16 protein-coding genes are annotated in these 21,405 nt (G+C 69.5%); 9 read left to right on the top strand and 7 right to left on the bottom strand.

All coding sequences use genetic code 11. From position 1 onward, the window contains the following. Positions 1–30: 30 nt before the first annotated feature. The 4 genes from AMYNI_RS0131660 to AMYNI_RS0131645 all read right to left on the bottom strand — a co-directional run bounded on the left by AMYNI_RS0131660 (position 31) and on the right by AMYNI_RS0131645 (position 5,270). Positions 31–834: an IclR family transcriptional regulator gene (locus AMYNI_RS0131660; RefSeq protein ID WP_020672116.1), complete on the bottom strand. Its 804-nt coding sequence runs from the start codon at positions 832–834 to the stop codon at positions 31–33. Positions 835–872: 38 nt separating this feature from the next. Further along, positions 873–1,751 (bottom strand): hypothetical protein, encoded by an 879-nt coding sequence (locus tag AMYNI_RS0131655; RefSeq protein ID WP_020672115.1) that lies wholly within the window; start codon positions 1,749–1,751, stop codon positions 873–875. Between the two features lie 47 nt (positions 1,752–1,798). Next, a complete protein-coding gene (locus tag AMYNI_RS0131650) occupies positions 1,799–3,673 on the bottom strand; it encodes a hypothetical protein (RefSeq protein ID WP_020672114.1) in 1,875 nt (624 codons plus the stop codon). Positions 3,674–3,764: 91 nt separating this feature from the next. Continuing rightward, positions 3,765–5,270 (bottom strand): flavin-containing monooxygenase, encoded by a 1,506-nt coding sequence (locus AMYNI_RS0131645; protein ID WP_211225521.1) that lies wholly within the window; start codon positions 5,268–5,270, stop codon positions 3,765–3,767. Between the two features lie 163 nt (positions 5,271–5,433). On the opposite strand from AMYNI_RS0131645, the gene AMYNI_RS47485 reads away from it, so the two are divergent. The 6 genes from AMYNI_RS47485 to AMYNI_RS0131615 all read left to right on the top strand — a co-directional run bounded on the left by AMYNI_RS47485 (position 5,434) and on the right by AMYNI_RS0131615 (position 12,503). Next, positions 5,434–6,042 (top strand): TetR/AcrR family transcriptional regulator, encoded by a 609-nt coding sequence (locus AMYNI_RS47485; protein ID WP_020672112.1) that lies wholly within the window; start codon positions 5,434–5,436, stop codon positions 6,040–6,042. 110 nt (positions 6,043–6,152) lie between these two features. After that, positions 6,153–6,626: a hypothetical protein gene (locus AMYNI_RS45705; RefSeq protein ID WP_020672111.1), complete on the top strand. Its 474-nt coding sequence runs from the start codon at positions 6,153–6,155 to the stop codon at positions 6,624–6,626. A gap of 70 nt (positions 6,627–6,696) precedes the next feature. Next, positions 6,697–7,902: a glycoside hydrolase family 18 protein gene (locus AMYNI_RS0131630; RefSeq protein WP_020672110.1), complete on the top strand. Its 1,206-nt coding sequence runs from the start codon at positions 6,697–6,699 to the stop codon at positions 7,900–7,902. Between the two features lie 421 nt (positions 7,903–8,323). Then, the gene (locus tag AMYNI_RS0131625) at positions 8,324–9,769 is read left to right on the top strand and encodes an FAD-dependent oxidoreductase (protein ID WP_020672109.1); all 1,446 of its coding nucleotides are present in this window, start codon (positions 8,324–8,326) and stop codon (positions 9,767–9,769) included. Further along, a complete protein-coding gene (locus AMYNI_RS0131620; RefSeq protein ID WP_020672108.1) occupies positions 9,766–10,911 on the top strand; it encodes a 3-oxoacyl-[acyl-carrier-protein] synthase III C-terminal domain-containing protein in 1,146 nt (381 codons plus the stop codon). Before AMYNI_RS0131625 ends, AMYNI_RS0131620 begins: the two co-directional genes overlap by 4 nt. Before the next feature lie 59 nt (positions 10,912–10,970). Then, positions 10,971–12,503, top strand: coding sequence for an HAL/PAL/TAL family ammonia-lyase (locus AMYNI_RS0131615; protein ID WP_020672107.1), 1,533 nt, complete (start codon positions 10,971–10,973; stop codon positions 12,501–12,503). Between the two features lie 9 nt (positions 12,504–12,512). Here the strand turns inward: AMYNI_RS0131615 and AMYNI_RS0131610 are convergent, their stop codons facing one another. Both AMYNI_RS0131610 and AMYNI_RS0131605 read right to left on the bottom strand, forming a co-directional pair. Next, positions 12,513–15,815, bottom strand: a complete 3,303-nt coding sequence (locus tag AMYNI_RS0131610) for a S8 family peptidase (protein WP_026361196.1) — start codon at positions 15,813–15,815, stop codon at positions 12,513–12,515. A 116-nt stretch (positions 15,816–15,931) separates the two neighbouring features. Then, positions 15,932–16,885, bottom strand: a complete 954-nt coding sequence (locus AMYNI_RS0131605; RefSeq protein ID WP_020672105.1) for an Lrp/AsnC family transcriptional regulator — start codon at positions 16,883–16,885, stop codon at positions 15,932–15,934. Between the two features lie 142 nt (positions 16,886–17,027). Here AMYNI_RS0131605 and AMYNI_RS0131600 point away from each other — a divergent pair, with 142 nt between their 5' ends. Next, positions 17,028–18,440 (top strand): MFS transporter, encoded by a 1,413-nt coding sequence (locus AMYNI_RS0131600; protein WP_020672104.1) that lies wholly within the window; start codon positions 17,028–17,030, stop codon positions 18,438–18,440. A 278-nt stretch (positions 18,441–18,718) separates the two neighbouring features. Beyond that, positions 18,719–19,585: an MBL fold metallo-hydrolase gene (locus AMYNI_RS0131595; protein WP_020672103.1), complete on the top strand. Its 867-nt coding sequence runs from the start codon at positions 18,719–18,721 to the stop codon at positions 19,583–19,585. Between the two features lie 9 nt (positions 19,586–19,594). On the opposite strand, the gene menE is transcribed toward AMYNI_RS0131595, so the two are convergent. Beyond that, on the bottom strand, positions 19,595–20,710 hold the full coding sequence (gene menE, locus AMYNI_RS0131590; protein WP_020672102.1) for an o-succinylbenzoate--CoA ligase: 1,116 nt from the start codon (positions 20,708–20,710) through the stop codon (positions 19,595–19,597). Between the two features lie 90 nt (positions 20,711–20,800). On the opposite strand from menE, the gene AMYNI_RS50585 reads away from it, so the two are divergent. Further along, on the top strand, positions 20,801–21,361 hold the full coding sequence (locus AMYNI_RS50585) for a TetR/AcrR family transcriptional regulator (RefSeq protein ID WP_063713784.1): 561 nt from the start codon (positions 20,801–20,803) through the stop codon (positions 21,359–21,361). Positions 21,362–21,405 lie beyond the last annotated feature (44 nt).

The raw sequence follows: 21,405 nt of genomic DNA, 5'->3' as shown, positions 1-21,405 counted from the left end.
CCTCGAACGTCCACATGGGTAGACAGCTTCTCAGGCGTCGGACAGGCCGGGATCGATGGCGACGGCGGCCTGGTCGATGGTTTCCCGCGCCTCGCGCATCGCGGCGACGATGTCCGACTCGCGGGCCGGGGTGAGGCGCGCGAGCGGGACCGAGCAGCTGATCGCGTCGGTGGCTGGCGACGAATAGTGCAGCGGCAGCGCGAAACACCGCAGGCCGAGGCTGTTCTCCTGGCGATCGACCGCGTAACCGCGTTCGCGGGCTTCTTCGAGATCCCGCTCCAGCGCGGCCCGGTCGGTGAGCGTGTGCGGTGTCAGCGGCGCCAGCTCCGCGGGCAGGTGCTCGTCCAGCTCGCCGGCGTCGAGCTCGGCGAGCAGCGCCTTGCCGAGCGCGGTCGAGTATGCGGGCAACCGTCGGCCGACCCGGCTGTACGGCCGGAGATACTGCCCGGACGGGCGGGTGACCAGGTAGACCACGTCGCTGCCGGCGAGCCTGCCGAGGTGGAAGGTCTCGTCGAGATGTTCACCGAGCGTGTCCAGCGCGGGCTTCGCGATGCGGACGCAGCGATCGGTGTCCAGGTAGGTCGTGCCCGCGAGCAGCGCGCGAATGCCGATGCCGTAACGGGTTCCGGACGCGTCGGTGCGCACCCAGCCGTACTTGGCCAGGGTGCGCAGCAACGCGTGACAGCTGCTTCGGGGCATTTCCAGCGCTTCGCTGAGTTCGCGCAGCCTCGCCGGACGGTTCTGCCTGGCCGCCAGCAACTCCAGCAGTTCCAGGGTCCTCGCCGCCGACTTCACCTCACGGACCCCGCCAGGGAGATCAGCCGGTGCGGCCATCGATACCCTCCTGCCTGCCGTGATCTGCCGAGAACACGCTACCTGGCACGGACGCGCAACCACGGCAGTCGCCGCACGACGCCCCGGCCGAGCCCGTACGCCACCTGAAGCAACCCCCGCAGCCAACGCGGGCTCAGCATCCCCGACTCGGTCACCGCGACCAGACTCGTCGTGCCGACCTCGTACCCGGTCGCCCGAATCCAGGCGTGCAAGTCCGGCGGGGTCACCGCGATCGGAAACTCAAGCCGTCGAGACCCTCGGTGCCGCTTCCGCAGCGAAAGGGTCCGCACATGCACCATGTTCCCCATCTTGCGGACGACTTCGCCGGAAATAGCCCGCGCCGGCGGCTTGTAGTCCTCGGCCAGCTCCGTCGCCTCGGTGAGCGCGTCCAGGACCACGCCACGTTTGCTGCCCTCGGTGAAGACGGGATCCAGCTTTTCCTCACGGACCTGGCGCCAGACGTCCTTCGCCCGGTCCGGCCGGGCCTTTCGCCTGCCGAGTTCGTCGAGCCACTCGATGACCCGCTCACTCTCCCGCAGCTGACGGCGCAAACCGACTCCGCAGAACACCAGGTTCAGCTCCGAGTTGCAGACGCTGACCGCCTTGCTGCCATCGAGGCTGCCGTCGACGGCGCTGCGGTCCAATCGGCAGCACGCCCGGTACATCGCGGTCAGGTAGGGCAGCCGATAGCGCCACAGCTCCCGAGGACGCTCGGTCACGAGCATGCTGTGCAGCGACCACTTCTCCACCAAGGTCTCCAGATTCCGGACATCCCGTTTGGCGTCCCGCCGGAGCCGCGAGATTTTGGCGACAGGTCTCGCCGACAGGGTGAACGGTTCGTCCACCCGCACCCGAGGCCGCGTGGGGAGCTGCTCGACCGCATCCCAAGTCTTCGCGAGCCGCTCGGCCAGATCCACGTCGAGCGCCGCCCAGTAGCGAGCCTTCTCCTTCTCGCGCTGGCCGACTACCCGCCGCCCCCCTTCCAGGTTTCCGCTCTCAGGGAGCGAGGCGTCTGCCGGAACTCCTCGTTGCTGGCATCCAAGCGCTCGGTCGAGCAACGACGCAGAAAGTCCCATACGTCCAGGTAGGCCCGCCGGTATCGCTTGCTCCCCAGCCCACCGATGCGCCGACGCTGCACATAGAACCCGCCCACCATTATCAGCAGAAAAAGTCCCACGCCCCAAGATGTCCCCCGAAGCGCCCACTGTCCCCAGCCCGCAGTAGGGGCCTTCCACTGATCGAAAGACGCGTCGAGAACGGCGACCAGGCCGAGCACCCCCAGGAACCCGGCAAGGTAGGTGCCCGACTGCTGGATCCGGTCGCCTTCCCGGACCCGGCGCTCGTCGTAGGCTTGGCCGATCGCTGTCAGCAAGTCACCGGAGTTGGCCCGAACCTGCTCCGCCTTGTCCTTCACCTCGTCGACCCTGCGTTGTATCTGCCGGAACAAGCCCGCGCTGGTGAGTTCATCGCGCAGGTTCTCGTACTGCGGGTTCTGCGTGTTGGCAACCGCGCGGGTGAAGTCGCTCCACAACTTGTCACTGACCTTCTCGATTCGCGAGGTGCAAAGGATGACGCTGGTGGTGATGTTGTTGAGGGCGGCGATGCCCTGGAGCAGGGTTTGGTGCAACAGCTGCACCAAACCCTGCACGCGGGTGGACTTGCGGCCGCGATGATGGCACAGCAAATGCGTCGCCACCCCATCCCACAACTGCCCGCCGGTATGCGTCACCGCTTCGTAGACCTGAAGGTGGTTGTGCCAGATCTCGACATCTTTCTCGAGCTCGAAGAGCGCCGCCGCGGCATCGATCTCGAGTTTGGTCAGCGACGTCACCATGTCGCGAATCTCGTTCTCCCGACGTATGGCCACCTTCTTGCGAACGTCGGTATCCTCTTCGAGCAAAGGTAACGGACTCAGCACATACGTGGGCACGTCCTGGTTCTTCTCCGGAACGAACCGGCGAAATATCCGAAGATCCTCGGAAAGCATCGCGGAAATGATCGGAGGGTCGGCCACGGTGGCGGGCGACAACAACTCCCTGACGGTGCCCCCGAGGTGCGGGGCAGCGGCACCGGCGACCTGGAGCACCGGCTCGCTCGCGTGCGGTACCGCGATCCAGAAGATCGGCGACTGGTAATGCCGGCCGGAGACCCGGGGCCTCGCGTAACGCAGGCCGGAGGTTTCGACGCGGAAACAGATGCGGTCGTAGATCTGCTTCCGGGCGGCCTTCGCGAATGCTGCCGGATTCTCCACCCGGGCCGAGTTCTCGAACTCGCCTTCGAGCCAGTCCGGCATGTGGTTGACACTGCGCGGTGGCTTGCTCCAGGTCGACACGCTGGCCTGCAGCACCGGCACGTCGAGCATGGTGTGGAACTGGAAGTCGATCAGGGCGAAGAAGTGCCGGATCTGCCCGGCCTCCCGCACCACCGAGGCGAAGGCTTCCGCATCGAGAAAGAGCCGATGCCGGAATACCGGCGGGTCCGCCGTCTGCACTTGTTCGCGGCGCCGGCGATCACACTCGCCGCGCAACTCCTGAACCAGCTCGTCGATCGCAGGTTCGGCACCACCGTATGCCGCGCTTACCCATTTGACGGATTCCGTACCCACCGAAGAAAGGTGAACCCCACCCGAATCAGCCTTAACCGACTCGGGTCTTTCGACCCTGGTGAAGGCGGCTACCCCGTGCTCCGCGCCGCACAGGAGGTCTCGCAGGAGTTTACCGTGGCGGTCGCAGGCGTCTTCGTCTTCGGGCCAGTAGAAGGAAGTGGTACCCACCATGACCAGCTGGTCGAGGGCTTGCTGCGGGTTCAGTTCGCTGATCGTGGCACCGGAGGTGGTCATCTTCTCTTCTCCAATACATCGTCACCATTGATGTATTGGAGTCGCACGACCATCAGGGCCGTTACGATGCGTAATTATGGCGCGATTTTTCTCAGGGCACGAGTTCTTGGTGATCGATACTCGCGGCCTTACCGCGGCCGAAGCGCATGGTTTCGCCGTCGACCCGGCCGAGTCGCATGGCCGCGAGGTCGAGCAGGTAGTTCTGGCGCATCCGCCACGGCTGCCGGTCGCCCTGTTTGGGCAGCACATCGGCCGCGCGGCGGACGTAGCCGGAGGACAGATCGAGAATGGGGCGGCGGTCCCTCTTCGCGGCTTCGGTGGCATCCACCTCAGGTACGCAGCTGGTGTAGCCCTGCCGGCTCATGTGGTTGAGCAGGCGGCAAACATACTGCGAGGTCAGATCCGCCCGCAGCGTCCAGGAGTTGTTGGTGTAGCCAACGCACCAGGCCAGGTTCGGGATCCCGCTGAACATCATGCCCTTGTAGACCACGCTCTCGGTCGGGTCGACGGCCCGGCCGTCCACGGTGAGGGCGATCTGGCCGAAGCTCACCATTTTGAGCCCGGTGGCCGTGATCACCACATCCGCGGCCAGCTCCGCACCCGAGGCGAGCCGGAGCCCGGCGGCGGTGAAGGTGTCGATCCGGTCGGTGACCACACCGGCCCGGCCGTTGCGCAGGGCCTTGAACAGATCGCCCTCCGGCACCAGGCACAGCCGCTGGTCCCACGGCTTGTAGCTCGGCATGAAATGCGGGTCCACCGCGACCGAGCCCTGCAGCTGTTTCGCCGCGCCGGTGCGGATGAGCCGCGCCGCCCGCTCCGGCCACCGCCGGAAGAACTGGAAGGTGAGCGTGGACAGCAGCACGTTCTTGCCCCGGATGACCCGGTGCGCCAGCCCCTCCGGCAGCAGCGCGCGCAACCGGTCGGCGAGCCGGTCGCTACCCGGGCGCGCCACGATGTAGCTGGGCGAACGCTGCAGCATCGTCACGTGCTCGGCCTCTTCGGCCAGTTTCGGCACCAGGGTGACCGCGGTGGCGCCGCTGCCGACCACCACCACCCGCTTGCCGCGGTAGTCGAGGTCCGCCGGCCAGTGCTGGGGGTGCACGATCTGCCCGCGGAACTCGTCGCGCCCCGGGAAGTCGACCGCGTGCCCGGTTTCGTAGCTGTAGTAACCACTGCACAGGTAGAGGAAAGAACAGGTGAACGTCACCGGCCGCCCGCCGGGGCCGGTCTCCGCCTCGACCGTCCACTTTGAGTCCACAGAGGACCAAGACGCGCGGACCACCCGGTGCCCGAAGCGGATCTTCCGGTCGATGCCGTACTCGGCGGCCGTTTCGCGGATATAGCTGAGGATCGAAGGGCCGTCCGCGATGGCCTTGGCGTCCTTCCACGGCCGGAACGGGTAACCGAGGGTGAACATGTCGGAGTCGGACCGGATTCCCGGATAGCGGAACAGGTCCCAGGTGCCGCCGATCGTGTCGCGGGATTCGAGGATGGCGTAGCTCCGGCCGGGGCTCTGCGTCTGGAGGCGGTACGCCGCGCCGACCCCGGACAGGCCGGCCCCGACGATGAGCACGTCCACCTGCGTTGCGCTGGTCAACCTGTCACGCTCCCCGTGCGAGTGGGTCGTCGCGGGTGGTCAAAGCCGCTCGACCGCACCGCCCGTCGAGCACTATTATCCGAGCATTAGCTCGCGTTCATCAACTCGCGTTTCTACCTGCCGGGCGCGGGCGGGTGCTCGCGTTTCGCCAGGAGGGACCATCGTGACCAGGGCATCCGGCCCGCGGCGTGTGCCGAAGCAGTCGCGAAGCCGCCACCTCGTGGACCGGATCCTGGTCGCGGCCGGCGAACTGCTCGCCGAGCGCGGCTACGAGAACACCAACACCAACCTGGTCGCCGAACGCGCCGGGGTGTCGGTGGGCTCGCTGTACCAGTTCTTCGCCGACAAGGAGGAGATCCTCGTCGCGCTGCAGGACAAGTGGACGGCCCGGCTCGGCGCCGCGCTCGACGAACGGCTGCGCACCGACACCGACCTAGATCTCGCCGAGACGATCGACCACGTGCTGGACATCCACGCCGCGCTCAATCGGGAGCCGCCCGGCCTGCTCGGTTTCCTGCTGACCACGCCGGTGGTGACGCCCAGCGAAGGGGTCACGTCGGCGATCCGGCAGCGGCTCGAGGAGATGATCGAGGTGCTGGCGCCCGAGGTGCCACCGGGCCGGCGGGCAGTCGCCGCGGCGATGATCGTGCACATCAGCAACGGGCTCTACACCGTCGGCCGCACTGCCGGCGCCACCGACCCGGACGTCCGGGAAGAGGTGAAGCAGGCCCTGCTCGCCTACGTCACGCCCCTGCTCGGCCGGAACCGCTGAGCGCGCGACCCGCTCGCGGGTGAGGTCGTTCCCACCGCGGCGGGAGGTGCCCGCACCCGGTCCGGCGGGACGCTTGCCCCGGCCCACACTAGAGCGAGGGGGAAGAACTCATGAACGGAAAAGCACTGACCTGCGCGGTGGCAGGCTCGATGATCCTGCTGGCGGCACCGGCCAACGCCACTGCCACTGCCGATACCGGCGGCGGGCAGGCCCCTCCGTCGGTGACCGGCACAGTGGAGATCCAGGTGCACAACCCGGACAGCCTGTTCGAGATCTCGGCCAGCGCGCACGGATCCGGGCAGGACGCGAAGGGCACGTTCCGGGTGGCGCACCACTACAACGGGGAAGTCGGCTGGGCGACCGGTCGCGTCGACTGCCTGAAGGTCGGCGGGCCGCTGGCGATCGTGACCGGTGTGGTCGACCGCCGGGGCGGGATCGACATCGAACCTGGGGACCGGATCAGCGTCACCGTGTACGACAACGGCAAGGCCGACCGCGTCGGTGTCGCCGAAAAAGCGGCCCGCTGCCTCGGCACGGTGCCGGACACGGAGATCACCGGCGGCGGGTTCACCGTCCGCGGCTGATCATCGGCAGCGGCGAAATTGGTCTGTACCATACGGGCGTGCAGGCCCTTCGCCCTCTGCTGGAGGTTCCATGTCACGCTTTCGCCGCTCGGCGGCGCTCGCCGCCGCCTCGCTGATCCTGACCGCCACGGTGACGGGAACCGGGGAGGCCGCGACGCCGGCCTCCCCGCCACCGGTGTCCGGGCCGGTGATTGGCGCGTACTACGCCGGCGGGAACAGCGCGGAGTACCCGGTCGCGCGGATCCCGGCCGACACCATCACCCACCTCTTCTACGCGTTCTCCACCATCGAGCAGGGCAAATGCGTGGTCCAGCCCGGCGCGGCGGCGGACTTCGCCGCACTGGCCGAGCTCAAGCGCGAGCACCCGAAACTGCGCACCCTGATCTCCATCGGCGGCTGGGGCGCGGGCGGTTTCTCCGACGCCGCGCTGACCACCGAGTCCCGCCGCCAGCTGGCCAGCTCCTGCATCGACCTGTTCTTCGGCCAGTACCGCGGCAGTTTCGACGGGATCGACCTCGACTGGGAGTTCCCGGTCTACGGCGGTCCGTCCGAGATCACCGACCGGCCGGCGGACCGGCGGAACATGACCCTGCTCTCCCAGGAGTTCCGCGGCCAGCTGGACAGGTTGGGCCGTCAGTGTGACGCCCGGTTCCTGCTGACCGCCGCGCTGCCGGCCGGGCGCCTGCAGACCGACGGGCCGTACGACCCGGCGAAAAGCTTCGACCTGCGCGCGCTGGGCCGCGTGCTCGACTTCGTCAACCTGATGACCTACGACATGGGTACCGGCTTCTCGACCGTGGCCACCTTCAACGCGCCCCTGCGCGAGGTCGCGCAGGACCCGCTCGGCCAGCCGATGCGCCGCTGGAACAACGTGCTCGGCGCCGTCGAGTACTACCGGCAGCACGGCGTGCCGGCCGACCGGCTGGTGCTCGGCGTGCCGTTCTACGGGCGCGGTTTCCAGGTACGGCAGGCGGGCCAGGACAACGGGCTCTACCAGCCCTACGAACGCACCTTCGACGTGGGCGGCTGGCGGAACATCCAGGCCCTGCTGAAGGACCCCGCCTGGCAGCAGCACTGGCATCCGGTCGCCCGGTCGCCGTGGCTGTACAACGCGGCCGAACGCAGGTTCGCCAGCTTCGAGAACCCGGAGTCGATCGGCATCAGGGCCCGAACGGCCGAACGGAACGGGCTGCTGGGCGCGTTCATGTGGGAACTTTCCCAGGACGACGCCGAACACAGCCTGCTCACCGCGATGTCCGCACCATTCCGCGGATAGCGACAACCACATCTTTTATCATCTCCGACAGTGTTTCATCCGGCACGTAAGCACACACGACGACCCGCGGATGACCGATCTGAAACAGAATTGCGCCGCGGCCGGACCGGCACCGGCCTGGCCGCGGCGCCTCCTCACTGACCGCCGGACGTCCGCACCGATACCACCATCCGCGCTGGCCAGAGCGTCAGATTAACTCACTCGGCGCAACGCCGAATCACTCGACAGACCTGTCGAGACCTTTCGGTTAATTTGTCAAATCACCTAATCCGGTAGACATTCTAGCGGTTTCCGAACCGTTGCCTTGTCCGTTTCGTCACGGTAAGATCAGATTCAGGCATCTACCTACTCAAGTATGCACTGGGGATCGACACACGGAATTCCGCTATTTCCGCGTGCCGCATCAAGAAATGAGTTGAAATTGTCGAAGAACCAGGACGTCCCGGACCGGAGCCGGGTGACCGTGGTGGGCGGGGGTATCGCCGGCGCCTGGCTGGCCTACCGGCTGGCCCAGCGCGGCGTGCGCACGGTGCTGGTCTCCGCGGACGAGCATTCGCCACCGCTGTCCCGGCAGTGGTCCCCCGGCCTGGTCAACCGACGCGTGCTCGACTGCACCAGTGACCCCGACACCGCGCCACAGGTGTTCGCGGACAGCTCCACCACCGGGGACCCGGCCTATCCGCCGATGATGCTCGAACGCGCCGCCAAGGAGTTCGGCGAGCTCAGTCGGATGGTCGAGTACACCCCGCTCGGCCCCTACCTCCGCCCGCACGACCCCGTTCCCGGGATCCACCTCGGCGCCGGGGACGGGGTGGTGCGCGCGGTGCTGGACCGGTTCGAGGCACTGGGCGGCCGCCGGGTCTCCGGCCGGGTGACCGAGCTGGTCATGGACGGTGACCTGTGCCTCGGCCTGCGCTACGAGCACGAAGGCCGGCCGCACCGGATCCGCTGCGGCGACCTGGTGCTCGCCTCCGGCGGGTTCTGCGGCCTGTTCGCGGACGGCGTCGGCACCAACACCGGCTACCTGCTGGGCACCTACGCCCGGCACGGCGGCGAGCTGGCCAACCTGGAGCTGTTCAACCGGTTCGCGCTGGGCAACCTGGACCGCAAGACCCCGCTCTACCCGTTCGACCTCGAGGACGCGCGGCTGCTCCGTGCCGGCGAACCCGCCACGGAACTGACCAAAGCGCTGGACCGGTACACCGGCGACCGGTGCGAGGTGGACGTGTTCGCGCACTACTGGACGGCGAACTTCGACGTCCCGCACACCGTGGAGTCGCCGAGGGGGAGCACGAGGCTGGGCCCGGTCCGGGGATTCGCCATGGGGGGTATGGCGAATCCCCGACCGGGTGCCGCTCCGCGCAACGTGCACGCGGTCGGCGAGTGCGCCTACGGGCTGTCGCAGGACTCGCTCAGCGGCAAGCCGTTCATCTCGTTCCTGGTGCGGGCCGGCCTGCTCGCCGACGAGCTGGGCGAACGGGAAGACGGCACCGATTTCGCCACTGGCGGGCCCGTGCCCGGCCCCGACCTCTCGCTGCGCAACGAGGTCAGGGTCCGGCTGCACGCGTTCCAGGACAACAGGTTCACCGCGTCAGCCGCCGAGGAGTTCGCCCGGTGGTGCCGCGACGAACGCGCCCGACGCCGGGCGCGGCGGGCCGACAGCGAGGACCTCGATCTGCTCGTCCTCGCCGAGGCCTGCGCCCGATCGACCCTGGCCCGCGAGGAGAGCCGCGGGTTCTTCTTCCGGCCGGACTTTCCCGGCACCGACGCGGAATTGGACGGCCGGGTCACGCTCGCCCGCTACGACGAAACCGAAGACCGGGTGCGGGTGGCACTCGTGCCTACTGAGACGAGGACCGGGACATGAGCAATACCGCAGCACCGAAAACCGTGAACCCCGTGCTCAACGCGATCGCCGCCGAGCTGCCGCGCCCGGCGTGGTCCACCGAGGAGCTGCTGACCGCGGGGCACGGCCACCTCTCCGACAAGCTCGTGCACATGTTCGGCGGCCTCGGCGTGCAGACCAGGCATTCGGTACTGGCTAACTACCCGGATGTGCTCTTCCAGGGCGCTGAGCCCAAGCTGGACGTCAGCGCGACCGAGCTGGCGGTCGCGGCGGCCAGGAAGTGCCTGGCCAAGGCCGAGGTGCCGATGCACGAGATCGGCCTGGTGCTCGGCGTGACCAGCAGTCCCGGCAGGCTGCTGCCCAGCCTGGTCTGCGACATGTTCGCGCAGATGCCGGAAATCCCCCGCGACACCGCCAACCTGAGCATCGAGTACATGGGCTGCTCCGCGATGGCGAAGGTGGTGGACACGGTCCGGTGGTTCCTGACCAGCCGACCGGACCAGCGGGTGCTGGTCTGCTTCATGGAGGCGATCACCCCGCTGTCGCCCGACCTGCCCGCGTTCTACTCGCACTTCTCGGAGATCCGCGCGGAGGACCGCCAGGAAACGGTGGACGCGATGCACGGGTTCCTGTTCGGGGACGCCGCGGTGGCGATGGTGTTCGGCGCGGACGGGCCTGGCCCTTCCTTCGGCCCGGCGGCCAACCTGACGAACGAGCGCGCCGAGGACACCGAGCTGGGCACCGTCCCGGATGGCGGCTCGGACCTTCCCCTGGTGCAGGGGCGGCGGCTCTACACGCTCAGCCCCGACGTCACCCCGCGCGGTGTCTTCTACGCGAGCGAGACCGTGCGCACGCTGCTGGCGGGCGAGGACTGCGAGCTGGCCGATCCCGGCGACGCGTCCATGCTGCTCATGCACACCGGCAGCACCCGGATCCTCGATGGCCTGTGCCAGCGGTTCGGGGTGTCACCGGACAGCGAGACCGTCGCCTCGTCCTACCGGGTGCTGCGCGACTACGGCAACACCATCGGCTGTTCCGTGCCGCTCATGCTCGCCGAGCCCGTGCACCGCGAGGCCGGCCACGGCCTGCTGGTCGCCTTCGGGCTCAGTTTCAGCTGCGGCGCCTTCGCGATGACCGTCCCGCCTGGCGGCTGGACGCCCTGACCCCGACCTGACGGCCCGACACGGCCCACCGCGTTCACCATTCTTTCGGAGGTTTCTTCATGCTGCGTGAATTCAGAGCCCCCACCCTCCCGGTGGTGCGGGTACCGGGACAGCTCACCCCGAACCTGCTGGAGCTCGCCGCGAGACCGGTCCGGGTGGCGATCGGCGACGAGGCACTCGTGCGCGTCGAGGCCTGCCGGAAGTTCGTGCTCGACACCCTGGCCACCGGGCGGCCGATCTACGGGGTCACCACCGGCTTCGGGCCGATGGTCTCCTTCGCCGGCCAGGACAACACGGTCGACCAGTGCGAGACCACGCTGAACCACCTGACCGCGGGCCAGGGGCCGGAGCTGGACCCCGCGGTGGTCCGTGCCGCGCTGCTGACCAGGCTCTGGTCGCTGGCCCATGGCCGCTCCGGGGTTTCGGTGTCGGTGCTCGAGTCGCTCGGCGCGATGCTGCGCACCGAGTTCGCCCCGGCCGTGCCGAGGATCGGCTCGGTCGGCGCCAGCGGTGACCTGGTGCCGCTCGCGCATGCCGCGCAGGCGCTGCGCGGGATCGGCTTCGCGCACGTCGGCGAGACCAGGATGGCCGCGGCCGACGCGCTCCGTGAGACCGGGCTGACCCCGATGGAGCTGGACGGCCGGGACGCGCTCGGCCTTGTCAACGGCACCTCGCTGACCGCGGCCGCGGCCGGCCTCGCGACCGCTTCGCTGGAGCGGTCGTTCACCGCCGCGCTCGTCCTTTCCGCGGTGATGGCCGACGTGCTGGGCTGCGAACCGGTCTACCTCTCCGCCAACCTGCTCAAGGCGTTCGGGCACGGCCATTCCGGTGAGGTGGCAAGGCGGATGCGGGCGCTGTTGGCCGGCAACGTGCCGTCCGGCACGCGGAGCCTGCAGGAGCCCTACAGCATCCGGTGCGTTCCGCAGCTGCTCGGCGCCGCGTCGTCCTCGCTCGGCCACGCGTCCGGGGTGGTCGCGGCCGACCTGAACGGGGTCAGCGACAACCCGCTGTTCTTCCCCGAGCACGACGAGGTGGTGCACGGCGGGAACTTCTTCGGCCAGCCGGTCGCATTCGCCGCCGACCTGATGACCACGGTGGCGATCCAGCTCGGCAACCTGGCCGAGCGCCAGCTCGACCTGATGATCGACCCGCACCGCAACGGTGGCCTGCCGCCGATGCTGGCGCGCAAACCCGGTGCGCAGCACGGGGTTCAGGGCGTGCAGCTGGTGGCGACGGCGACCATCGCGAACATGCGCCGCACCGGCATGCCGGCGTCCGTGCAGAGCCTGCCGACCAACCTGCACAACCAGGACGTGGTGCCGTTCGGCACCCAGGCCGCGCTGAACGCGCTGGACCAGGCCCGGTCCCTGCGGTGGCTGCACGGGTCGCTGGCACTGGCCCTGCGCCAGGCGATGCACGCCGGAGGCCGCCGTCCGACCGCACCGGCCTGCGCGGCGGTGATCGACCGGCTGGTCGAGCTCGTCCCGCCGATCGACAACGACCGGCCGTTGCAGTCCGACGTGCTGCGCGCCGCCGGACTGCTCGACCAGATCGCCGAGGAGGAGGCACTGGCCCCCGGCGCCATCGCCTGACGCGAGTGGCTACTTCAGCCGGTAGGCGTGCACGACGGTCTGCTCCACAGTGTTGCCGTTGCCGTCGGTCGCCTTGGCGCGCAAGGAAACCGTGCCGCCACCCGGCGGATGCTGCAGCACCAGCTGTGCGTTGCCGATGATGGTGGCCGGAGTCCAGGTCTGGCCACCGTCGTAGGAGGCCTCGGCGGTCAACTTGTACGGCACTTTGGTGACGTCGCTGCCCTGCTCCTGCACGGCCACCGGCACGGTGAACGGGCCGCCGCCTGGCGCGGCGCCGTTCCCGTCCAGCGCCGGGAAGTACCGGACGGTGGACAACGGCAGCGCGGTGATCGCCGTGGTACTACCGGAGTTGAAGGTCCACGCCGCGTTCACCCTGGTGCTCAGGTCGCTGTTGCTCCTGGCCGCCTCGGTGACCAGGCGGTACCCGGCCGCTTCCGGCGGGACGTCGAACCGGCCGCCGCCGGCGCTGTCGGTTTCGCCGACCAGCTCACCGTTGCGGTAGAGCCTGGTGTATGCGGTGTCCACAACGGACGAACCGCTGTTGCCGTTGCCGTCGCCGAACAACGGGGTGGCCACGTTGATCCGGTCCTTGTCCCGGTACACCCACTCACCGGGCATCCCGGTCCGCGGCAGCACCGGGCCGAACACCGGCCGGTTGAACGCCTCCGAGTACTCGCGCCCGGCCTGGTAGCTCTTCGGCGCGCTCTCCAGGTTGCTGTCCAGCTCGAAGGTGCCGGCCTTCTGCACCATCAGCATCCGCTTCCAGTCCGCGGAGTCACCGTTGTAGAACTCGGTCCGCTCCCCTGGCATGGCCACTTCGTTGAGCGACGCCCAGCCGAAGCCCTGCTGGAGATGCGGCGACGGGCTGGCGCCGGAGTAGCCGGTGAGGTTCGGCCGGGTGGGCCCGAAAGCCGCGTGCACCTTGGCGACCTCGGAAGGCTGCACGTCCTTGCTGAACCCGGTCGGCGACCGGCCGTAGGAGTACCAGGCCAGGCCGTAGCTCTCGGCCGGATCCGCCACGCTCCACTGGGTGTTGACCTGTGAGACGAGTTCCGCCGGGGGCAGGTCCGGGCCGAGGTGCGCGGTACCGATCATGTCCGTGCGGCCGCCGCCGAGCAGGGCGAACCCGATCGCGAAGCTCTTCTCACCGCTGCTGCGCTTGATCGAGACGTCCGCGATGGACAGTTGCGCCGCCTTGTTCGGCGGCGAGACCAGCACCGGTTTGGTGAGCCGCCCGTCGAGATCCACCGTGAGGTCGCCGCCGACGGTCAGCGCGGGATAGTTCAGCAGATCGAACGACGGGTTCTCGTTGGTACCCGAAATCACTATGCCCTGCAATAGATACCGGCCCTTCGGCAGGCGAACCGTGCTGTGCCCGTCGGGCGCGGTCGGTCGGAAACCCTCGCCGGTGTCGATGTTCGCCAGTGTGATCAGGCCGTTGCCGGTGGCCGCGCCCGCGCGGTCGAGCAGGTTCAGATCGAGGTCGTAGCTCTCCACCTCGCGGTCGATCGCGACCGGGGTGCGCACCGCGGCGTCACCGGCGGACGCGATCAGCGTTCCGCTGTACGTGCCGTCGAGCGGCGCCGTTTTCGTGTCCCCGACGACCTTCGCGCTCGCCTTGCCGCCGGCGGGCACGGTGAGCTTCGACGGCGAGACCGCGAACACCCCGGCCGGTGCGGGGGCGCCGTCCGGCCCGGTCGCCGCCAGCTCGAGGTTCAGCTCGACCGGCTCGGTCCCGCTGTTGGTGTAGGAGACCTCCTTGGTCACCGGCTGGTCGTCGTCGTGCGGCCACTGCTGCACACCGAAGCCGAGCGAGTTCGGTGCGCTGGTGAGGGTCTGGGTCAGCGCCTTGGCCGAGTCGACCCGGCCGGAACCCTGGTCGAACGGGGTCAGTCCGTCGGTCGGCTTGGCCGAGGCGGTGAGCAGGCCCTTGAGCTGCTGACCGGTGAGGTCCGGATGCTGCTGCGCCAGCAACGCCGCCGCGCCGGCCACGTGCGGAGTCGCCATGGACGTGCCGGACAGCGCGGTGTAGCCCTCCTCCACCGGCGGCCCGATCACGCCGTCGCTGTGCAGGGCGGCCACGATGCCCACTCCCGGCGCGGTGATGTCGGGCTTGATCGCGCCGTCGCCGACCCGCGGGCCGCGGCTGGAGAACGGGGCGATGGCGTTGTCCCGGTCCACCGCGCCGACCGTCAGCGCCGCGTCCGCGCTGCCGGGGGAACCGACGGATCCCTTGCTGGGCCCGGAATTCCCGGCCGCGATGACGAAGAGCGTGCCGTGCTCGGCGGAAAGTTCGTTCACCGCTTCCTCGAGCGGGTCGAGTTCGGGGGTGTCACCGCCGCCGAGGCTCAGGTTCGCGATGTCGGCGCCCTGCTCGGCCGCCCACTGCAACCCGGCGATGATCCAGGACTCCGCGCCGGAGCCGCCGTCGTTGAGCACCTTCCCGTCGATCAGCTGCGCATCGTAGGCGACCCCGCGGTACTTCCCGCCCGACTTCGCGCCGGTGCCGGCGATCGTGGAAGCCACGTGCGTGCCGTGCCCGAAGTGGTCCACGCTGTCCGCGGCGTCGGAGAAGTTCTGCTCGGCGGTCTCGCGGTCGGCGAGGTCGGGGTGGGTCTGGTCCACGCCGGTGTCCAGCACCGCGACCTTCACGCCTTCGCCGGTGTAGCCGGCCTCCCAGGCGGCCGGGGCACCGATCTGCGGCACGCTCTTGTCCAGCGCGGCCCGGCGGACGCCGTCGAGCCAGACCTTCTTGATCCCGGAGCCCAGCGTGGTCATGTTGCCGGACCTGCCGGTGATCCCGGCCCAGAATCCGGTGGCGGCGGCCTTTTCCGCGCGCACCGCGGCGCCGCCGATGCTCGGCAGCTCACGGGTGACGGTGGCGCCCGAAGTGGTCAATGCCCGTGGCGCCTGCCCGGTGTAGGTGACCATCAGCGGCAAGGTGTTCCGCTGGGCGTCCCCGTATCCGCTGGCGAGCAGGGCGTTGACGTCGAACAGCCGCGGGTCCAGCGCGCCGGAGTTGACCAGTGCGGCCGCGTCGGTGGGCACCACGTAGTTGTGCCCACCGGCCTGGAAGGTGCTGAAACCGATCCGTTCCCGCCCTGGGCCGGGCAGCAACTTGCCGGTCGGCCTGCCCTCGTCGAGGAAAACGCGGTCACCGGTCAGCAGCGTGACCGACTCGACGCGATCGGGGCCTGGCGCCGGCGGGCCCTGCACCGCCTGTGCCGTCTGGACTCCGCCCAGGGCCAGCGGTACCGCCACCACGGCGGCTGCCAAGCCTTTCGGCCAGAGTCGTGCTCGGGAAACTCGCACCGGTACCTCCCCGTCCTAGTGCTGATCTCGGGAACGTATCGACGCTGAGTAAAGGTGACAATCCGCCATGTGAGTTACGAAGTTGGTAAATGGCGCACTTTCGCGTGAACGTGCCGTTATTTGTGGGCACCGGCTGCTTTCACCGTGCGCAGTACCGGAGCGGTTTCGAGGCTGCGAATGGCATCGAGGGTGCCGAGGCGGTGCGTGAGGTAGTGGTGCAGCGCGGCGGGGTCGGCGCACAGGGCGTGCGCGACCAGGTTGGTGGACCCGGTGGTGGCGGCCACGAAGGTGAGTTCGTCGTGCCGGGCCAGGGTGCCGGCGACCCGGTCGAGCTGCGCCGGGACGACCGACATCCAGAGCTGCGCCTCGGTGGTGGCCCCGTATACCGCGGCCTCGATCTCCACGTCGAAGAAGATTTCGCCGCTCGCCTGGAGTTCGGCCAGCCGGCGCGCCACGGTGGCCGGTGACCAGCCGGTGGCCGCCGCGAGGTCCGCGTTGCTCAGCCGGCCGTCCCGGCCGAGCGCGCTCAGCAGCTTGTGGTCGGACTCGGCCAGTGCACGCCGTGGAGTCGCCTCGATCCGAGGTGCCAGCTCCTGCTGCTGCCGTTCGGTGAGGGTGCTGACGCGGCCGCTCCAGGTGGTGGGCCCGCCGAGATAGGTGTGCAGCAGGTAGTGCGCGGAGACCGCGGTGATGCCGCTGGTGCGGGGAATGTCGTGCAGCAGCAGTGCATTGCTGCTCGCGACACCGGTCGGGGTGTCCACCACCACGATGATCTCGGTGCCGCCGGAGGCGAGCTTCACCCAGGACGTGTCGGCCCGCCGGGCGAGCGCGTTGGCCAGCTTCTGCGCGGTGTGCGGGCTCGCGGTGAGCCGGGCCAGCCAGCGCGCCTGACCTGGCCGGTGCGGGTCGGCCAGCCCGACCACCCGCAGCCCCGCGTCGGTGCGCAGCCGCCGGTAGCGGCGGGCCACGGTCTGGGTGGACACCCCGAGTGCGCCGGCGATCCGGCTGAACGGCGCCCGGCCGTCGAGGTGCAGCGCGTGGACAAGACCGCGGTCGAGATCGTCGAGCACGTGAAGTTTCCTCACTGAAGGCCGGCCGTGTGGAACATATTGTCCAACTTTCCCCGGTGGGTGGAAACACCGCGTGGCCGTCAGCAGGCTCGGCAGCGAACAGGCGGACCCGGCGTGGGGCGCCATGGGGAGAGGAAGGCCGATGCCGGAGAACACGACGGCCGTGCGCTACCGCTGGCGGTGGGCCGCGCTGGCGATCCTGCTGGTCGCGGAGGCGATGAACCTGCTCGACGCGACGATCGTGCAGGTCGCCGCGCCGGTGATGCACCTGGACCTTGGCGGCGCCGAATCCGACATCCAGTGGTTCAGCGCCGCGTACACGCTGCCGTTCGCGGTCCTGCTGATCACCGGCGGGCGACTCGGCGACATCGCCGGCCGCAAACGGGTCTTCCAGCTCGGTGTCGCCGGGTTCGTGCTGGCTTCACTGTGCTGCGCGCTCGCCGCGTCGGCCGGGATGCTGATCACCGCGAGGGCCGTGCAGGGCGCCGCGGCCGCACTGGTCATTCCGCAGACCTTCGGCCTGATCCGCGGCATGTTCGACGGCGACGAGCTGGCCAGAGCGCTAGGCGGTATCGGGCCGGTGATGGGCCTCGCCGCGGTCTGCGGGCCGGTGCTCGGCGGGGTGCTGACCCACGCCGACCTGCTCGGCTCGTCCTGGCGGGCGGTGTTCCTGGTCAACGTCCCGCTCGGGCTCGCCGTGCTGGCCGCGACCCCGCTGATGCGCGAGGACCGCGCGGTGCGCCGGCCGGGACTCGACCTCACCGGCACGGCGCTGGTGGTGCTCGGCAGCGGGCTGATCGTCTACCCGCTCATCGAAGGCGGCGCCTCCTGGACTTGGACCTCGGCCGGACTCGGCGCGGGCGTCGCGGTACTGGTGGTGTTCGGTTTTCACCAGCGCGGCAGCGCCCGTCGCGGCCGCAGTCCCCTGGTCGAGCCGAGCCTGTTCGGCAACCGCGGTTTCCCCGCCGCACTGGCGAGTTCGACCCTGTTCTTCGCGGCGATCAACGGCCTGATGCCGATCGTGGTGCTTCAGCTACAACTCGGCCTGCACGCCGACGTGCTGACCGCCGGCCTCACCCTGGTGCCGTGGTCCTGCGGACTCGCCGTGTCCTCCTGGATCGCGGGCGCGCATCTGGTGCCCCGCTACGGATCGCGCGTCATGCTCGCCGGACTCGCCGTCCTGGTCATCGGCATGCTCGCCGCGATCGCCGTCTACGCCGGCACTTCCCCCACGAGCTACCCCTGGCCACTGCTCGCCGCCCTCACCCTCTGCGGCCTCGGCCAGGGCCTGTTCGCCACCCCGTTCTTCACCGCGGCCCTCCACCACGTCCGTCCACACGAGACAGGCTCGGCCGCCGGCCTGCTCAACGCCGTCCAGCAACTCGGCAGCACCCTGGGCATCGCCCTGCTGGGCAGCGTGTTCTTTCGCACCCTCGGCACCGCGACACCACCCTCCGCCCACCAAGCCGCCCAGCACTCCTACTGGATCGCCGCCGCCCTCATCGCCGCCACCGCCCTCACCGCCACCCTCATGACCCCACGCCCCCAAACGTAACCCCAATGTGGGACTCGCGGTGCCCGAACGTGGAACTCGCGCAGTTCTGCATTCGCGCCGGGCGAGTCGAACGTTGGGGATCGGCGAGTTCCACGTTAGGGAAGGCGACCACAACCCGCGAAACAATACCAAAACCCAATCCCACCCAAAGGTTTCCCCCACGCCGGAGACTAGGATTTCCAGCGAAGTCAACCCCCAAATCCGCTTACCTCGCCCGACCGTTCCGTGCTATTCCTGAAAGCAGGACGCCAAAGAACGGGGAAAGAATCGTGCAAGAAATGTCAGACTGGTACGTGGACGATCGCTGCACCAACTGTGATGTCGCGCGGCAGCTCGCGCCCGGGCTGATCGGAGAGGTCGACGGCCGCTCCGAGGTCCTCCGGCAGCCGCGCGACCGAGCCGAGACCGACCTTCTGCACCTTGCCGCGCACGCCTGTCACACGAGGTCGGTCCGGCGCACCGACGGCCCGCTGGACCAGGCCGCAGATCCCTTCCCGTTCCGCCTGGACGAAGGGGTCTACCTGTGCGGGCACAACTCCACGCAGACCGCGGGCGCGAACTCCTACCTGCTCACCCGCGGGGCCGGGAACGTGCTGATCGACACCCCGCGCTGGAACGAACGGCTGGCCGCGCGGTACGAAGAGTTCGGTCCGGTGACCGACGTTTTCCTGACGCACCGGGACCATGCCGCGCACGGGCGGCAGTTCGCCGACCGGCTCGGTGCCCGGCTCTGGATCCACGAGGGCGATCTGGACTCCCGTCCCGACGCCGACCAGATCCTGCGCGGTATCGAGCCGGTCGAAGTCGCCGAAGGGGTGATGGCGCACCCGTTGCCGGGGCACACCGAAGGAAGCGTGCTTTACGTCGTCGACGACAAGTACTGCTTCAGCGGCGACAGCTTCTACTGGTCGAGGACAAGCGGCGATGTCGAGATAGCCGAAAGCGTCACCTGGTACTCGGTGGCCGAGCTGGCCACCTCCCTGGCAAGGTCGGTGGACCGGCTGACCTTCGAATGGCTGCTGCCAGGACACGGTGACCGCAAACGGCTGCCCGCCGCGGAAATGCGCAGGCGCCTGCGCGCATTGGCGGCGCGCACGGCCGAGCTGCAGCCACAGCCGGTGGACTTCGCCGCCGTCCGCTGGTGACGCTGCCGGTCAGCTCGGGCCGAGCAGCCGCCGGACCGCCTGCCGGTCCGGTTTACCGATGCCGCGCAACGGAAGCACGTCCAGCGCACGCAGGATCTTCGGGGTGGCCGGGCCGCCGAGCGCGGCCCGGACCCCGGCCAGCAGCGCGTCTCGATCGAACGGTGCGCCTGCCACCACGACCGCACCGACCACCTGGCCCCATTCGTCGTCGGGCACCCCGACCACGCAGGCGTCCCGGACTCCCGGCTGCGCCCGCAACGCCCGCTCGACCACCTCGGGGGCCACCTTCACCCCACCGGTGATGATCACGTCGTCGGCTCGGCCGAGCACCTGCACCCGGCCGTGCTCGGTCAGCCTGCCGAGGTCGCCGGTGCGGAACCAGCCGTCGGCGAACACCCGGCCGGTCAGCTCCGGCTGACCGAGGTAGCCGGTCGCCAAGGTCGGCCCGCCCAGTTCCAGCGGTCCGGACCCGTTCTCGGCGGCCACCCGCACCCGGACCCCGTCCAGCGGCACGCCGTCGTAAACGCAGCCGCCGGCGGTTTCGCTCATGCCGTAGGTGGTCACCACCCGGACCCCTGCCTCCTCGGCCCTGGCGCGCAGTTCCGGCGGCGTGCTCGCGCCCCCGAGCAGGACCGCATCGAACTCGCGCAGCGCCGCCAGCCCGCTGCCGCCGGCGTCGAGCAGCCGGACCAGCTGGGTCGGCACCAGCGCGGTGTACCGGCAGCCCTCCGCGCGGAACCGCTCCGGCTCGAACCCGTCACCGAGGTCGTACACCGCGGGCGCGACCCCGGCGAGCAGGGAACGGACCAGCACCTGCAACCCGGCCACGTGCTGGGCGGGCAGCGCCAGCAGCCACCGGCCGGGCCCGCCGAGCCTGGCGTGCGTCGCGCTCGCGGAGGCCCGCAGCGCCGCGCCGGAAAGCAGTACGCCCTTGGGTTTCCCGGTGGACCCCGAGGTGGCGATCACCACCGCGGTACCCGATGGGGGTTGCCCGGCGTCGGCGAGGAGCGGGGAGTCGTCGTTCCCCAGCGGCAGCACGGTGTCCGCGCCCCGCAGCGCGGCGGCCACCGCGTCGGACAGCCGGTGCACCGACGCGGGTGAGCCGTCGCAACGCTGGACGAGCATCGGCACTTCCTCTCGATCGGACCGCCGCCCAGACTAGTTCCACGGCTGTACAGCTGCACAGTTCGCTGGTGGGACGGCTAACATCCGGGCATGGCTGCTGCGGTGCCCCCAGAGGGACGGGACGAACGCTGGGACGACCTGACCGCGCGGGCGCGGATCAGGGACGCCGCGCTCGCCCAGTTCGCCGAGCGAGGGTACGCCGGAACCACGATCCGGGGCATCGCGGAGGCCGCGGAAGTGTCGCCTGCCTTGGTGCAGCACCACTTTCGCACCAAGGACGCCCTGCGGGCCGCCTGCGACGAGTACGTGATCGAGTTCATCCACCGGCAGCACGGAGTCGACTCCGTCTACCGCGCCGCACCGGCCCGGCTGCGTTACCTGGCACGCGCGCTGTCCGACAACTCTCCCGCCGCCGGTGCGCTCTTCGACGATCTGGTCATCCTCGCCGGCGAGCGGCTCGGCGAAGACCGTGGTGACGTCAAGGCCCGCGCGGCCGTGCTGACCGCCATGCAACTCGGCGTCCTGGTGCTCCGCGACCATCTGGCCAGGGCGCTCGAGGTCGACCCGATCTCGCCGGACGGGCTGCCTGTCGTCGGCACGGCGATGCTGGACCTGCTCGGGCCGACGGCCGGCCAATGGGAACGGGAATGAAGATCGTCGTGGCGCCCTGCACCAATCTAAAACTCCGAAACGCA

This window comes from Amycolatopsis nigrescens CSC17Ta-90 (genome assembly GCF_000384315.1).
GTDB lineage: Bacteria > Actinomycetota > Actinomycetes > Mycobacteriales > Pseudonocardiaceae > Amycolatopsis > Amycolatopsis nigrescens.
This window is presented reverse-complemented; position numbering and strand designations above follow the sequence as displayed.

Bases quoted from the DNA above. Each gene is read 5' to 3' on its own strand.
- AMYNI_RS0131620 (WP_020672108.1), top strand. From the start codon at position 9,766: ATGAGCAATACCGCAGCACCGAAAACCGTGAACCCCGTGCTCAACGCG.
- AMYNI_RS0131660 (WP_020672116.1), bottom strand. From the start codon at position 834: ATGGCCGCACCGGCTGATCTCCCTGGCGGGGTCCGTGAGGTGAAGTCG.
- AMYNI_RS0131650 (WP_020672114.1), bottom strand. From the start codon at position 3,673: ATGACCACCTCCGGTGCCACGATCAGCGAACTGAACCCGCAGCAAGCC.
- AMYNI_RS0131630 (WP_020672110.1), top strand. From the start codon at position 6,697: ATGTCACGCTTTCGCCGCTCGGCGGCGCTCGCCGCCGCCTCGCTGATC.
- AMYNI_RS0131615 (WP_020672107.1), top strand. From the start codon at position 10,971: ATGCTGCGTGAATTCAGAGCCCCCACCCTCCCGGTGGTGCGGGTACCG.
- AMYNI_RS45705 (WP_020672111.1), top strand. From the start codon at position 6,153: ATGAACGGAAAAGCACTGACCTGCGCGGTGGCAGGCTCGATGATCCTG.
- AMYNI_RS0131595 (WP_020672103.1), top strand. From the start codon at position 18,719: ATGTCAGACTGGTACGTGGACGATCGCTGCACCAACTGTGATGTCGCG.
- AMYNI_RS50585 (WP_063713784.1), top strand. From the start codon at position 20,801: ATGGCTGCTGCGGTGCCCCCAGAGGGACGGGACGAACGCTGGGACGAC.
- menE (WP_020672102.1), bottom strand. From the start codon at position 20,710: ATGCTCGTCCAGCGTTGCGACGGCTCACCCGCGTCGGTGCACCGGCTG.
- AMYNI_RS0131600 (WP_020672104.1), top strand. From the start codon at position 17,028: ATGCCGGAGAACACGACGGCCGTGCGCTACCGCTGGCGGTGGGCCGCG.